The sequence below is a fragment of the Rhodanobacter sp. 7MK24 genome (genome assembly GCF_014842995.1).
Classification (GTDB): domain Bacteria; phylum Pseudomonadota; class Gammaproteobacteria; order Xanthomonadales; family Rhodanobacteraceae; genus Rhodanobacter_A.
The window spans coordinates 567292-581466 of the sequence record NZ_JACYXL010000001.1; the positions used below are offsets into that span (position 1 = coordinate 567292).

Annotated in this window: 10 protein-coding genes; 9 read left to right on the forward strand and 1 reads right to left on the reverse strand. The window is 62.9% G+C overall.

Going from position 1 to position 14175, the window contains the following annotated elements; all coding sequences use genetic code 11:
- Positions 1–3: 3 nt before the first annotated feature.
- From IHE49_RS02620 to fghA, 4 genes are all read left to right on the forward strand, one after another.
- Positions 4–1371, forward strand: coding sequence for an amino acid permease (locus IHE49_RS02620; RefSeq protein WP_192154633.1), 1368 nt, complete (start codon positions 4–6; stop codon positions 1369–1371).
- A gap of 149 nt (positions 1372–1520) precedes the next feature.
- A complete protein-coding gene (locus IHE49_RS02625) occupies positions 1521–1811 on the forward strand; it encodes a metal/formaldehyde-sensitive transcriptional repressor (RefSeq protein WP_192154635.1) in 291 nt (96 codons plus the stop codon).
- Between the two features lie 48 nt (positions 1812–1859).
- Positions 1860–2969: an S-(hydroxymethyl)glutathione dehydrogenase/class III alcohol dehydrogenase gene (locus IHE49_RS02630; RefSeq protein ID WP_192154637.1), complete on the forward strand. Its 1110-nt coding sequence runs from the start codon at positions 1860–1862 to the stop codon at positions 2967–2969.
- Positions 2970–3337: 368 nt separating this feature from the next.
- Positions 3338–4174, forward strand: a complete 837-nt coding sequence (gene fghA, locus IHE49_RS02635; protein ID WP_192154639.1) for an S-formylglutathione hydrolase — start codon at positions 3338–3340, stop codon at positions 4172–4174.
- A 139-nt stretch (positions 4175–4313) separates the two neighbouring features.
- Here the strand turns inward: fghA and rapA are convergent, their stop codons facing one another.
- Positions 4314–7163: an RNA polymerase-associated protein RapA gene (gene rapA, locus IHE49_RS02640; protein ID WP_192154641.1), complete on the reverse strand. Its 2850-nt coding sequence runs from the start codon at positions 7161–7163 to the stop codon at positions 4314–4316.
- 229 nt (positions 7164–7392) lie between these two features.
- Here rapA and IHE49_RS02645 point away from each other — a divergent pair, with 229 nt between their 5' ends.
- The 5 genes from IHE49_RS02645 to IHE49_RS02665 all read left to right on the forward strand — a co-directional run bounded on the left by IHE49_RS02645 (position 7393) and on the right by IHE49_RS02665 (position 14172).
- Positions 7393–8010 (forward strand): GspH/FimT family pseudopilin, encoded by a 618-nt coding sequence (locus IHE49_RS02645; RefSeq protein WP_192154643.1) that lies wholly within the window; start codon positions 7393–7395, stop codon positions 8008–8010.
- Positions 8007–8498, forward strand: coding sequence for a type IV pilus modification protein PilV (pilV, locus tag IHE49_RS02650; protein ID WP_225578111.1), 492 nt, complete (start codon positions 8007–8009; stop codon positions 8496–8498). The genes IHE49_RS02645 and pilV overlap by 4 nt, the downstream gene beginning before the upstream one ends.
- The gene (locus IHE49_RS02655) at positions 8495–9559 is read left to right on the forward strand and encodes a PilW family protein (RefSeq protein ID WP_192154645.1); all 1065 of its coding nucleotides are present in this window, start codon (positions 8495–8497) and stop codon (positions 9557–9559) included. Before pilV ends, IHE49_RS02655 begins: the two co-directional genes overlap by 4 nt.
- A 1-nt stretch (position 9560) precedes the next feature.
- Positions 9561–10148 carry a PilX N-terminal domain-containing pilus assembly protein gene (locus IHE49_RS02660; RefSeq protein ID WP_225578112.1) on the forward strand — a complete coding sequence of 196 codons (588 nt, stop codon included), beginning with the start codon at positions 9561–9563 and terminating at the stop codon, positions 10146–10148.
- A gap of 97 nt (positions 10149–10245) precedes the next feature.
- Positions 10246–14172 carry a PilC/PilY family type IV pilus protein gene (locus tag IHE49_RS02665; RefSeq protein ID WP_192154647.1) on the forward strand — a complete coding sequence of 1309 codons (3927 nt, stop codon included), beginning with the start codon at positions 10246–10248 and terminating at the stop codon, positions 14170–14172.
- Positions 14173–14175 lie beyond the last annotated feature (3 nt).

Here is a 14175-nt window from a genome sequence, read left to right on the forward strand (position 1 = left end):
CGCATGAGCCAAGACCTGCAGCGCCGCCTCACGCCGCGCCACATCACTTTCATGGCGCTGGGCATGTGCATAGGCGCCGGGCTGTTCCTCGGTTCGGGCAGCACGATCAAGCTGGCCGGGCCGTCGGTGCTGTTCGCCTACCTGATCTGCGGCGCGATGATCTTCATCATCATGCGCGCGTTGGGCGAGATGGCGGCGCACGAGCCCATTGCCGGCTCCTTCAGCGCCTATGCGCACAAATACCTCGGGCCGTTCGCCGGTTACCTCACCGGCTGGAACTACTGGATCCTGATGATGGGCGTAGGCATCGTCGAGAGCACGGCGGTGGGCATCTACATGAAGACCTGGTTTCCCGCTTCGCCGCAGTGGATCTGGGCTTTCGCCAGCGTGGCGATGATCGGCGGACTGAACCTGCTGGCAGTGAAGGTGTACGGCGAGCTGGAGTTCTGGTTCTCGCTGATCAAGGTGCTTACCGTGGTGCTGATGATCGCCGGCGGTTTCGCGATGATCTGGCTAGGCTGGGGCAACCACGGCACGCCGGTGGGCCTGTCCAACCTGTGGACGCACGGCGGCTGGTTCCCGCACGGCGTCACCGGCATGGTGCTGGCGTTGCCGGTGCTGGTGTTTTCTTTCGGCGGCATCGAGACCATCGGCATGGCGGCAGCCGAGGCCGCACAGCCGGAATGCACGATCCCGCGCGCGGTGAACTCGGTGATCTGGCGCATCCTGATCTTCTACATCGGCTCGCTGTTCGTGATCATGGCGATCTATCCGTGGAACGAGCTGGATGCGAACAGCAGCCCGTTCGTCACCACCTTCGCGCGGCTTGGCATTCCCAGTGCGGCGGGGCTGATCAACTTCGTGGTGATTACCGCGGCGCTGTCCAGCTTCAACTCCACCACCTTCAGTGGCAGCCGCATGCTGCACAGCCTCGCCACCAAGGGACAGGCGCCAGCAGCAATGGGCCGCACCAGCACGCAAGGCGTGCCGGTGCGCGGCGTGCTGGTGACGATGGCGTTCCTGCTGTTCGGCGTGCTGATGAACTACCTGGTGCCTGGGCGCATCTTCGGCATGATGATGTCCATCCTCGCGTTCAACACCGTGTGGACCTGGGGCATGGTGCTGGTGGCGCACTGGAGCTTCCGTCGCCGCCAGGCGCAGCCGCTGGGTTTCCGCCTGCGCGTGTGGCCGCTGTCCAGCGTGGTGTGCCTGGCCTTCCTCGCTTTCGTGTGGGTGATGCTGGGCTACAGCCCCGATACCCGCGTGGCGCTCTACGTGGGCGTGGCATGGATCGCGCTGCTCACCGTGGCCTATTACGCGTTCGGTATCGAGCGGCGCATGCGGCAGGTCACTGCATCGGGCGTAGCCTGACTCCGGCATAGGTTCGCTTCGGCATCCCATCCAAAAGCGCGCGGCGCGGGCCGTGCGCTTTTTTCATGCGCATCGTTCGTCCGCACCTTCGCCCTGGCTGTGATGACTAGATGGCCTATACTCCCCCTGAGTATCAGAGGCGAACGTCCATGCCGTACTCGACTCACGAGAAGAAGCGGGCACTCGTGCGCGTGCGCCGTATCGACGGTCAGCTGGACGCGCTGGCGCAAGCGCTGGAGCAGGAGGTGGACTGTGGCGCCGTGCTGCAGCAGATCGCGGCGATCCGCGGCGCGGTGAACGGGTTACTGGGCGAGGTGCTGGAAAGCCATCTGCGCGCCAGCCTCGTACCCCGTGCAGGACCTAGGCGCCGCGCGACAAAAACAAATGACGCGGCGGCAATGGAGCAGACCATCGCCTTGCTGCGCACTTATCTCAAGTAGCCGGCGGTTGCGTCGGCTGAACCATCGATTCCCTGCAGGAGTACCGCCATGAAATCCCGTGCCGCCGTCGCCTTTGCCCCGGGCAAGCCGCTGGAGATCGTCGAGATCGACGTGGCCCCGCCGAAGAAGGGCGAGGTGCTGGTGAAGATCAGCCACACCGGCGTCTGCCACACCGATGCGTTCACGCTATCCGGCGACGATCCGGAAGGCCTGTTCCCCTGCGTGCTCGGCCACGAGGGTGCGGGCGTGGTGATGGAAGTGGGCGAGGGCGTCACTTCAGTGAAGCCGGGCGACCATGTGATTCCGCTGTACACGGCCGAATGCGGCGAATGCCTGTTCTGCAAGAGCGGCAAGACCAACCTGTGTGTGGCTGTGCGCGCCACCCAGGGCAAGGGCGTGATGCCGGATGGCACCACGCGCTTTTCGTACAACGGCCAACCGATCTACCACTACATGGGCTGCTCCACCTTCAGCGAGTACACCGTCGTCGCGGAAGTGTCGCTGGCGAAGATCAATCCGCAGGCGGATCACGAGCAGGTCTGCCTGCTGGGCTGCGGCGTCACCACCGGCATCGGCGCGGTGCACAACACCGCCAAGGTGCAGGAAGGCGACAGCGTGGCGGTGTTCGGCCTCGGCGGCATCGGCCTGGCCGTGGTGCAGGGCGCACGCCAGGCGAAGGCGGCCCGCATCATCGCGGTCGACACCAACCCGGCCAAATTCGAGCTGGCGCGTTCGATGGGCGCCACCGATTGCGTCAACCCGAAGGATCACGACAAGCCGGTCCAGCAGGTGATCGTGGAGATGACCGGCTGGGGCGTGGACCACAGCTTCGAGTGCATCGGCAACGTCAACGTGATGCGCGCGGCACTGGAATGCGCGCATCGCGGCTGGGGCCAGAGCATCATCATCGGCGTGGCCGGCGCAGGCCAGGAAATCGCCACGCGCCCGTTCCAACTGGTCACCGGCCGCAAGTGGATGGGCACCGCGTTCGGCGGCGTGAAGGGCCGCAGCCAGTTGCCCGGCATGGTGGAGGACGCGATGAAGGGCGAGATCGAGCTGGCGCCGTTCGTCACCCACACCATGGCACTGGACGGAATCAATCACGCCTTCGAGCTGATGCACGAAGGCAAGTCGATCCGTTCGGTCATTCATTACTGACGGCAAGCCCATCTCCTCCAAGGAGCGAGATGGGAGTGAGGATATGGATGGAGCGCTGCGCTTCGACCGTAAGCTCACCTAGTGTTGGGCGCCGTCATGCGGCACATCCATGTACCTCATCCTTCGGGCGGTTTTCGCCGGGCAAATCGGCTTCCCTGCCGATTTGTCTCCCGAAGGGAGAAGGAGCAGTCGAGGCGGCTCGGATTAAACGGCTTCTTGCTCGTCATTCCGGCGAAAGCCGGGGTCCGTCGCCTGCAACGCCTCGAATGCAAAGCCGCTGGATTCTTGCTTGATCAGCCATTCGGCAGTTGAGAAGCGCCTCCAGGGATGACGAGCAAAATCAAAGCTTTCTTGATAGGGAGAATCCTATGAACCTTGAGCGCATCGAACACCGCGCCTGCTTCGGCGGCTGGCAGGACGTGTACCGCCACGACTCGGCTGTCCTGGGCTGCACGATGAACTTCGCCGTCTACCTGCCGCCGCAGGCGGGGCAGGAGCGACTGCCGGTGCTGTACTGGCTGTCGGGCCTCACCTGCACTGAACAGAACTTCATCGCCAAGGCCGGCGCACAGCGCTACGCGGCCGAACATGGCGTGGTCGTGGTGGCGCCGGACACCAGTCCGCGCGGCGAGGGCGTGGCGGATGATCCGGCGTATGACCTAGGCCAGGGTGCGGGCTTCTATCTCAACGCCACCGAGCAGCCATGGGCGGCGCATTACCGCATGCGCGACTACGTGGTGGACGAGCTGCCTGCGCTGGTGGAGGCCAATTTCTCCGTCAACGATGCGCGTGGCATCAGCGGACATTCGATGGGCGGGCATGGCGCGCTGACGATCGCCCTGGGCAATCCGGGGCGGTACCGCAGCGTGTCGGCGTTTTCACCCATCGTTGCACCCGCAAAGGTGCCCTGGGGCGAGAAGGCCTTCTCGGCTTATCTCGGTCCGGACCGTGCGCAATGGGCACGCCATGACGCCACCGGGCTGCTGAAGACGGCCAGCGAGCGGTTGCCGCTGCTGGTAGACCAGGGTGAGGTCGATGAATTCCTCGCCACGCAGCTCAAGCCGGAATTGCTGCGCGAAGCCTGCGCGAAGGCGAACCATCCGCTGACCCTGCGCCTGCATCCAGGCTACGACCACAGCTACTACTTCGTGGCCAGCTTCATCGGCGAGCACATCGCCTGGCATGCGCGGGCGATGAAAGCTTGATGGAGCCCTGATTTCGCTCGTCATCCCGGCGCAGGCCAGGATCCAGCAGCAGTGTCGCTTGAGTGAGTTTGATCGCCACTGGATCCCGGCCTGCGCCGGGATGACGAACAGGGAGCGCGGAGCCGATGGTGTTCCGCGATCAGCGCAGCGCGAGGAAATCCGCGCTGACCACGAAGCGCACCGCGTCCAGTCGCAGGCGCGATTGCGGCAACGCGGTCAGCAGGGCGTCGCGTTCGGCGGCCACCGTGGCGATCTCCGCGGCACTGATCGAAGGGTTCACCGCAAGCAGTGCATGCAGGCGTGCCAGTTCCGCATCCAACGCCGCGGCTGCTTCGGCCGTGGCCTCGTCTATCGTGGCCTGCGCGCGCGCGCGCGCGGCGGCCTCGGCTTTCTCGAGCATCGGCGGCACCAGCTTGGCGAGGAACTTGCGGTAGCGCGGCACTTCGATGTTGCGGTCGGCGGCCTTGCGCAGTGCGATGTCGCTGGGCTGGAAATCCGTTCGCTCGGCGAGCCGGGTGTCGATGGTGATCGTGATCGGCAGCGCGGGCAGGAAGCGCTCCGCGTCGAGCCGGCGGTCGGCCACGCACTCCAGCACAAACACCGTCTGCAGCAGTGCGCTGCGCGGCGGCAGCGCATCGTCCACCATGAAGGCGGCGTTGCCCTGTTCGCCGGAGAGCGCGAGGTCGAGCGCGCCGGCGACCATCGGGTGGTCGAGCCGCAGCAACGGCAATTCCTCGCGCGCCAGCGCCACGGCGCGACTGAAGGTGGCCGACTGCGGGCCTTCGGCGAAACCGGGCAGGGCGTCGGTGGAGAGGTATTGCGGGTCGAGCAGCAGCACCTTGCCGCCCAGTTCCTCGGCATGGATGCCATAGCCTTCCAGCAGGCGTTGCACGAAGGCATCGCGCGCGGGGTCGTCGTCCTCGCGGCGGAACGCGCGCTCCAGCTCGTCCGCGTGCGGGTCGCGGCTGGCCGCCAGTTCCAGCAGGTGGTCGCGGCCGGCACGGATCAGCTCGGCCATCTGCTCGTGCGCGGCGCGGGTTTCGGCGAGCAGCACGTCCAGTTCCTGGTCGCGGTCATCGTCGCCGCGTGCATGCTGGCCGGCGAGCTGCGCCAGCGTGTCGCCAAAACGGCGAAGCAGTTCACGGCCGTCGGCGGGGCTCTGCCGGAACGCGTCCACGCCTTCGTCGTACCAGCGCGCCAGCACGTGCTGCGCGCTGTCGGCCACGGCGAGGATGTGGATGCTGATGTCGTGGCTCTGGCCGATGCGATCGAGGCGGCCGATACGTTGTTCGAGCAGGTCGGGGTCCAGCGGCAGGTCCCACAGCACCAGGCGGTGGGCGAACTGGAAGTTGCGACCCTCCGAACCGATCTCGGAACACAGCAGCAGGCGTGCACCGTCGGGTTGGGCGAAGTAGGCCGCGTTGCGGTCGCGCTGCACGATGCCCAGCCCCTCATGGAAGCGCGCGATGCCGGCGCCGGTGCGCGTGCGCAGGGCTTCTTCCAGGGCCAGCACCTTGGCCTGGCTGCGGCAGATCAGCAGGAACTTGTCTTGCGGATGTGCATCGAGCAATTCGACCAGCGCGTTTAGGCGTGGATCGTTCGTGTAGTCGTGTTCCAGTGCCGGTGACGGTTGCTGGATGTCGGCGTGGAACTCGGCGAGCAGCGACTGGCGCGTGGCTTCGTCCAGATTGCCGGCGTCCAGCACCTGCCATTGCGGCACGCGTTGCGGGAAGCCGCCGATGCCGGCGCGGCGGTTGCGGAACATCGCACGGCCGGTGCCGTGGCGATCGATCAGCGCGGCGAGGATTTCGCGCGCGTGCTCGGGCCTGGTGGTGTCGGCCAGGCGCGCCTCAAGCGTTGCGTCGGCTGCGAAGGCGGTGCGCAGCATGGTGCGCTCGGCTTCGTCCAGCGCCTCGCCGTCAAGCAGCTTGTCGGCCACCTGCGACAGCGGCTGGAAGCGTTCGGCTTCGGCGAGATAGCCGTCGAGGTCGTGGTAGCGCTGCGGATCGAGCAGGCGCAGGCGGGCGAAATGGCCGCTGCGGCCCAACTGCTCCGGCGTGGCGGTGAGCAGGATCACGCCGGGTGTCCTCGCAGCCAGCTGTTCCACCAGCGTGTAGCGTGGGCTGGCGGCTTCCGGCGCCCATGCGAGGTGATGCGCCTCGTCCACCACCAGCAGATCCCATGACGCGTCCAGCAATTGCTGCGCGCGCTTCGGATTCGCCTCGAGAAAGGTGAAGTCCGCGATCACCAGTTGCTCGTCTTCGAACGGGTTGTCGGCGGACGCATCTTCGCCGGCCGACGTGAGCGCTTCGCAGCGCTCCTCGTCGTAGATGGCGAAGCTGAGGTTGAAACGGCGCAGCAGCTCCACGAACCACTGGTAGACCAGCGTGTCGGGCAACAACAGCAGTACGCGCGAAGCGCGGCCGGTGGCGAGCTGGCGCGCCACGATCATGCCGGCCTCGATCGTCTTGCCCAGGCCAACCTCGTCGGCCAGCAGTACGCGGGGCGGCCGACGCGCGGCGGCGATGCCTGCCACGCGCAACTGATGCGGAACCAGGCCGATGCGTGCGGCGCCAAGACCCCATGCAGGCGAGCGGCGCGCCTCGGCGCGGCGGCGCAGGCCTTCCACGCGCAACTCGAACTGCGCCACGGCATCGGTGCGGCCGCCGATCAGGCGGTCGTCGGCCTGGCTCACGCTCTGCTCGTCGTCGAGCTGCCCCTCGTGCAATTCGCGGCCCTCGCCGCGATAGATCAGCAGCTCCTCGCGGATCTCCACCTGCTCGACCAGGAACGCGATGCCCTTGCCGGCCACGCGCTGCCCGGCACGGAACTCCGCGCGCACCAGCGGGGCGGAATCCATCGCATAGGGCCGCAGCACGCCTGCCCTGGCGAACAGCACCTGCACGCCGCGCCCTTCCACGCGCAGCACGGTGCCGAGGCCGAGCTCGGGCTCGGCGGTGGAGATCCAGCGTTGACCAGGTACGAACATTGCACAGCCATGTCGATTCAGGGGGGGCAATTATCCGCGCTGCGGGGCGGGATGGACAGCGAAGGCGCGACAAAAGGCCTTGTGAGCTATCGCTGCATTGCGGGATATTCATCACATAGGTACGGATGCACGGTTCCGCTTGTCGGTCAAATTTGTCCGCTGATCGCCTGACATCTAGCGCCAGCGCCCGTGGTGTGTAGATTGCACAGTTGCAAACTAAGGGGGATCCATGCGCGTTCCGTCGCAATCACGAAGCGTTCCGGCTATCGGCACGCCATGTCGCGCCCGTGGCTTCACCATCGTCGAACTGATGATCACGATTGCCGTCGCGGCAATCCTGCTGGTGATCGCGGTACCGAGCTTCAACAAGATCATCAACACCAATCGGCTCAATGCTGCGGCCAACTCCTTGATCGGTGCGCTCAACACTGCGCGCATGGCAGCGATCCAGCAAAACGCCACGGCTCAATTCTGCAGCAACGTGGCAGCTACCAACAAAACTGGCTCCACCGATACGTTGGGCGTCGCGTGCAACACGAATACCGGGGAGGTCTTCGTGTTCTCTGCCGGCGCAACTTCCGCCACTCAGTTGACAGCCCCGCCACCCGAGTTGAGCGTTTCTTCGATACAGATCCATGGCACTGTCGCGGCGATCCGTTACAACAGCCAGGGCCTGGGCTACGCGCCCGGTTCGACCACACCCTTTGACAGCTCGACGGGCGGTGTGGTGGTGGATGTCTGTTCGACGGCGCTCAGTAGCAACAACCATATCCAGATCAGTATGGCTGCCGGCAGCATCGTCAGTACCACTACCACTAGCAACACCGGCTCGGATACCTGCCCATGATGCAGCGCGCGCAAACAGACATGTTGGGGCGCAGCCGCCAGTCGGGCGTGGGCCTCATCGAGGTATTGATCGCTGTGCTGGTGTTATCCATCGGTTTCCTAGGCATTGCCGCGTTGCAGGCGCGCTCGCTGTCGATGAACAACAGTTCGATGGCGCGCAGCATGGCCACCATAGACAGCTATTCCATCCTTGATGCCATGCGTGCGGATCTGACCAACGCACAGAGCGGCACCTACAACACTGCGACCCCGCTAGCAGCCAATGCCTGCCCCACAACTACCGATACGTTGGCCCATACGCAGCTTACTCAATGGTGCAACCAACTGGCTGCCGGGCTTGGTGCATCCGCCAGCACCACTGGCAATATCAATTGCACGGGGACATTGGGTATCTGCACCGTCACCGTGACGTACGACGACAGCAAGTCCAGATCCTCTGCCGCGGACACCACGACCATGCAGACCGTCACCACGCAGGCCATGCTATGAGCCGCCGCCTCGCAAAAGCTCTTGCCGGCTTTACCCTGATCGAATTGATGGTGGCCATGCTGCTGGGGTTGATCGTCATCGGCGGCGTCACCAGCGTTTTTCTTGCCAATCAGCAGGTCTATCGCACCAATGCCGCGCTGGGGGATGTGCAGGATGGTACGCGCATGTCGTTCGAGATGCTTGCACAAAACATCCGCGAAGCCGGGCTTCTTGGCTGCGGCAACAATGGGCAAGTGACCAACGTGTTGCCGGAGAGCCCCGCCAATGGCGGTACGGCATGGTGGGCCAACTGGAACAACAACCTTATGGGCTACGGTGCAGGCACGGCAGCCAATCCGGCGCTTACCGTTGGGACTGCGACGGGGAATCAAGTGTCGGGCACCGATTCACTGGCTGTCCTGAGTGCGGCGGACCTCGGTCTGAGCATCAACACCCAAGCCGTTTCAACCACGTCCTTCACACTCAATGGCACCAGTAGTGACCTTGCCGCTAATAAGGTCATGATCGTGTGCGACCCTTGGGAAGCCACCATCTTCCGCGCCAGCAGTTATACCTCGGGCGCGAAACCAGTCATTGGCTATGCCTTGACCTCAGGCAGCACGACCGACAATACCTCCACCAATCTGCGTCCGTACAACACGGTAGGCGGTGTTGCTGCGACTTACGCTGCAAATTCGCCTATCGCGACGCTTGCGGCAGGTGTCTGGTACATCGGCTACAACCCCGTCGGGAACGGCAGCACATCGTTGTACCTTGCCAGCGTGGACACCACGACGGGCGCCGTCACGTCGCAGGAAATGGTGCGTGGCGTCACTGCTATGAGCATCAAGTACAACCTGCTCAATACGACCAGTTTCGTGACGGCGTCCGCCGTAGGGGCCAGCAATTGGTCGTCGGTGGTTGCGGTGCAGATCAGCCTGACCGTGCAACAAACCAGCACCGCAAACGCAGGAGTCAGTGCCAACGCCGGTACCTATACCGGCACGGGCACTACTGCTGCCGCTGCACCGATTCAGCGCAGCTACACCATCACTTCCACTGTGCGCAACCGGGTGAACTGACATGAGCCTGTTTCTCTTGCGTGGCTTGCAGCATCGCTCTCGTCAGCGCGGCGTGGCCCTGGCGGTGGCAATGATCCTGCTATTGGTGGTCACTCTCGTGGGCCTTGCAGCGGTGAGCGGCACGCTCATGCAACAGAAGATGTCGGCCAACTTCTACGATCGCCAAACCGCGTTCCAGTCCACCGAAGCGGCGATGCGTCAAGCAGCACTGGCCATCCAGGCGACCACAACGGCGGCGCCAGCCGGATTCTACGACTGCTCGACCCCTGCCGGAAGCAGCACAGCCGCCAATTCGTGCCTGTCCAATCCGTTTGTCGACACCAACGTACCGAGCAGCAATATCACCACCGTAGCGACCACTGCGTACAACGCTGGCAACATGGTGGCCAGCAAGCCACAGTACATCGTCCAGTATATGGGCAACTTCCCGACGCCCGTGCCCCCGGTGAAGCAAACCAGCCACACGTCGTATGGCGGCTCGTCGGCCAAGCCGACGGCAGATTTCTATCGCGTCACTGCTCGCAGTGGCGACCCGACAGTCATTGGCGGTCGCGCTTATGTGGTGCTGCAGTCAGTGTTCCGTAACTGAGCAATGTAAATAACCCTGTCCTGGCCGAAATAGTCTGGGCATGGCACGAATGAACTTGCGCGCGTCGCACGCTGGAAAGTCTGGAAGGGGTAAATCCATGAATAAACACGTCAGCTGGGCCCTGCTTGCGTTAGCTGCCACCTTGGCGGCGACCTTGGCAGGCGGCAATGTGTCCGCCAGCCCCGCGTCCTCGTCCACTACGACCTCCTCTTGTGGGCAGGCCGGTGGCACGTGCAGTGAAGATTTCACGGGTGCGTCGGCCAGTCTGTCATGGACGACCTTGGGAACGACCGGCAGTTCAAGTTCAAAGAATGCCTGCCTCACGGCGGGTAATGGCTCAGGATCCATCCAGGCATGCCCAAGCAGCTTCAGCTATACGAGTGGAAGTACGACGACCACGTATACTCTTCCCACGAACGAAACGACGGTTGGCCAAGGCGCGCTGCTGCTAACACCCGCCTTGAACTACCAAACCGGCGCCATCCTATCGGCGTTCAATCCGTTTCCGCTGAGCCAGGGCATCAACATTACCTTCACCACCTATACCTTCGGTGGCGATAGCGGTGGTACGGCCAAGAACGGTGCGGACGGCATCACCTTCATCCTGACGGATGGCACTAAGGCTACCCCGACGACGACCGGCGGCAACGGCGGCGCCATGGGGTATGGCTGCTCGAATGCCAATGCCGGCACCTATCAGGGTATTGCCAATGCTTACCTTGGCCTTGGTATCGACGAATACGGTAACTTCCTCAACAGTGGCAATTGGGTGGCAGCAACTTCGGGTGGGGGCGCACCAACGAACGCCATCGTCCCGAATGTCACCCAGGTAGTGAATGGAAAGACGTATTACTGGGTATACGGCGACAACAGCAGCGGTGGCATCTACAACTCCAACGATACCTTCAATAGCGAAGGATCGACAGCCAACGGCACTAACTCGTGGGGCGGGACGGGCAGTTCGCAATACCAGCCGGAGCGCATCGGCTTGCGTGGCTCGGGAAATACCACTTGGGCGGCGCTGCAAACGCTGAATTCCACCTATTATTCGGGGACTTCGCCCAGTTCGAGCAAGATCTATTCGGCCTGTCAATCCGGAAAATACGTTTCGGGTGGCAGCGGGACCGGTACCAATCCATACACATACACTGTGCTTCCTGCTGGCAATTACGCTGCGATTACCGGGGGATATGCCGTGTTGCCCGGTGGATTCTGTACACCATCGAGCACTAATACGGCCACTTGCCAGGCATCCGGCTACACAGTGGGTTCGCAGCTGATCGCGAACGAGACATCGGGCGTCACGCGCAATCCCACGACATCATCATCGGGAGCCGCGAATCCGCTGGCTTGGCCGATCACCTATCAGCTGAAGATTTCGGCTGGTGGATTGCTCAGTCTTTCCTACAGCTACAACGGCGGCGCCATGACGCCGGTGATGAGCAATACCAATATCACGTTGAGCAACGGTACCTTGCCGGCTTCGCTGCGCTTTGGTTTCTCGGCGGGTACAGGTGGCGACTACAACGTGCATGAGATCACCTGTTTCAAAGCTTCGCCATTGACCTCCACCAGTAGCGCGGCGGCCAACACCATCCAGTCAGGTCAGTACAAGACGGGTACGCAGATCTATTTGGCCAGTTATTCCGCCAGCCCTTGGTGGGGCAGCCTGCAGGCCATTCCGCTGGTCGTGAGCAGCAGTGGCGGTCTGATCGCCAGCAACACCGCTACTTGGGATGGCAAATGCACGCTGACTAGCGGCTGGTGCGACACCATGGGTACGAACAGTAGTGGCAATCCGGTCTACAAGGTTACTGCCACGAATGGATTCGTGGCTCCAGAAAGCCGCGTACTGGTGACCGCGAAGGGCAACGATGTGACTACAAGTGGGTCCGGCGTGGGCTTCTCGATGCAGCAGGCTTTGACCAGTTATCCCTCGGCCGTGCAGACCGCATTCACCGCGGCAGCCACCACAGACAGCGCACCTGCAACTTCCACCGCTCCGGCCATCACCATGACTGGCCAAAACGTTCTGGGCTGGTTGCTTGGCCAGCGATGCAACGAGCAGCTCTACAGCACCACGCAATCCACCAATGGTCCGTGGATGTACACGGGGGGCGCCTGCTCCACTACGACAGCCGCGGGAAACCTGAACTCGCGTACTTATGTGCTGGGCGACATCATCGACTCCAGCCCCACTTGGGTAGGCGCGCCGGTGGTAGGCCAGTACAACAATACCTTCATCGATGGCCTCTACGGCTCTGCTGTCACACCGCCGGAAAATCAAAGTGGGGCGCAAACCTACGCCACGTTCGTCAGTAACTACGCGACACGCACCAACGTGGTGTACGTGGGTAGCAACGATGGTTACCTGCATGGTTTCGAGGCCGGCTATTTCAATACCAGCAGCAGCAGCGTTACCTGCGGGTCGACGGCGGTCGTTAGCAGCTTCAGCGATCCTTGTGGCACCGGCGCCGGCAGCAACGATGGAAAGGAAGTGATCGGTTACATGCCATACAACGTGCTGCTTACTCAGGCAGCTCAGCTCGCCAATCCGCTTGGCACGCACCAGTACCTGGTGGACGCCACGCCTGGCGTGGGCGACCTGTTCTACGGTCAGAGTTGCACATCAGGCATTTGCTCCGGCGGCAGTTGGCACACCTGGCTCGTGGGTGGCGTAGGTTCCAACGGCAAGGAGGTCTATGCGTTGGACGTGACCAATCCGACCAACTTCTCCACCACCAACGCCGGCTCGCTCGTGATCGGCGACTGGACCAACGCCACCCTACCGAACCTCGGCAATACTGTGGGGACGCCTTCCGTCGTGCGCATGCATAACGGCCAATGGGCGATCATCTTCGGCAATGGCCTAAATAGCGGCCAGAGCGCTGGTGTTTACATCGGCCTTGTGAACTCGAGCACCAGTGCGGTGTCATTCTTGTTCCTGAATACCGGCGTGGGTTCGAGCACCGTCAAGAACGGCATCGCCTACGTCACTCCGGTGGATCTCGATGGTGATGGCATCGTGGATTACCTCTACGCTGGCGACCAGCAAGGCAATGTGTGGCGCTTCGATGTGACCAGCAAGACTGCCAGTGGTTGGAGCGTTTCGAACTTTGGCGGCACGGCATCCACCTGCAGCAACAGCAGCAACATCACCAATGGCACCGTGAACACTTCCGCCTGTTCACCTCTGTTCACCGCGTCGACCACGACGACGACCAACGGCACCACCACCATTACCCCGCAGCCGATCACCACGGGCATTGTCACGGCCACCATCCAGACAAATGGTGTGAGCCGCAACATGTTGTATTTCGGCACGGGTCAGCAGACGCCGCAAACTGGCAACTCGGCTGTGACGTACGCGCCCGCATCCACCGGTTCCAGCGCCACCATCCAGCAGCAGGCGTTCTATGGCATCTGGGACTGGAACATGAGTGGCTGGAACAGCGCGTCCAGCACGCAATTCGCATCGCAAACGGGCACCTACAGCATTTCGACCAGTAACCTGCAGGCAATCACTTCCACGAGCACGACGGTAACCGGCCAAGGCCAAGTCACCGGGTACCGCACCTTGTCCGCCGCCACCACTATTTGCTGGGCCGGAAGCAGTACTTGCTCACCTGCTTCAAGCAATACGCAATACGGCTGGATGTACAATTTGCCAAGCACCAACGAGCAGATCATCTACAGCCCAACCATTATCCAGGGGGCGGTCGTAGTGAACACCGCTATTCCGCCCGCCTCGTCGACCACCCAATGTACGGCGAATACCCAGACAGGGTGGACGATGGCTTTCGACGCAACCAGCGGTGGTGCTTTGACGCAAGGGTTCTTCCCGAGTTTCAATAACGCCAGCGGGGTGCAGGCTAATGCCGTCGGTACGCCAACTGCTTTGGTCTACAACGGCCAGACCTACCTAGTGTCCCAAACTGTCACGGGCGGCGCGTTTGTCCAGCGAGTGACTCCCCCGAACAACAACAGCCCGGCTCGTGTTTCATGGCGTGAGATCAGGAATTGAGTA

Excerpts from the sequence above, each read along its gene's own strand:
- IHE49_RS02620 (WP_192154633.1), top strand. The coding sequence starts at position 4 with ATGAGCCAAGACCTGCAGCGCCGCCTCACGCCGCGCCACATCACTTTC.
- IHE49_RS02625 (WP_192154635.1), top strand. The coding sequence starts at position 1,521 with ATGCCGTACTCGACTCACGAGAAGAAGCGGGCACTCGTGCGCGTGCGC.
- IHE49_RS02630 (WP_192154637.1), top strand. The coding sequence starts at position 1,860 with ATGAAATCCCGTGCCGCCGTCGCCTTTGCCCCGGGCAAGCCGCTGGAG.
- fghA (WP_192154639.1), top strand. The coding sequence starts at position 3,338 with ATGAACCTTGAGCGCATCGAACACCGCGCCTGCTTCGGCGGCTGGCAG.
- rapA (WP_192154641.1), bottom strand. The coding sequence starts at position 7,163 with ATGTTCGTACCTGGTCAACGCTGGATCTCCACCGCCGAGCCCGAGCTC.
- IHE49_RS02645 (WP_192154643.1), top strand. The coding sequence starts at position 7,393 with ATGCGCGTTCCGTCGCAATCACGAAGCGTTCCGGCTATCGGCACGCCA.
- pilV (WP_225578111.1), top strand. The coding sequence starts at position 8,007 with ATGATGCAGCGCGCGCAAACAGACATGTTGGGGCGCAGCCGCCAGTCG.
- IHE49_RS02655 (WP_192154645.1), top strand. The coding sequence starts at position 8,495 with ATGAGCCGCCGCCTCGCAAAAGCTCTTGCCGGCTTTACCCTGATCGAA.
- IHE49_RS02660 (WP_225578112.1), top strand. The coding sequence starts at position 9,561 with ATGAGCCTGTTTCTCTTGCGTGGCTTGCAGCATCGCTCTCGTCAGCGC.
- IHE49_RS02665 (WP_192154647.1), top strand. The coding sequence starts at position 10,246 with ATGAATAAACACGTCAGCTGGGCCCTGCTTGCGTTAGCTGCCACCTTG.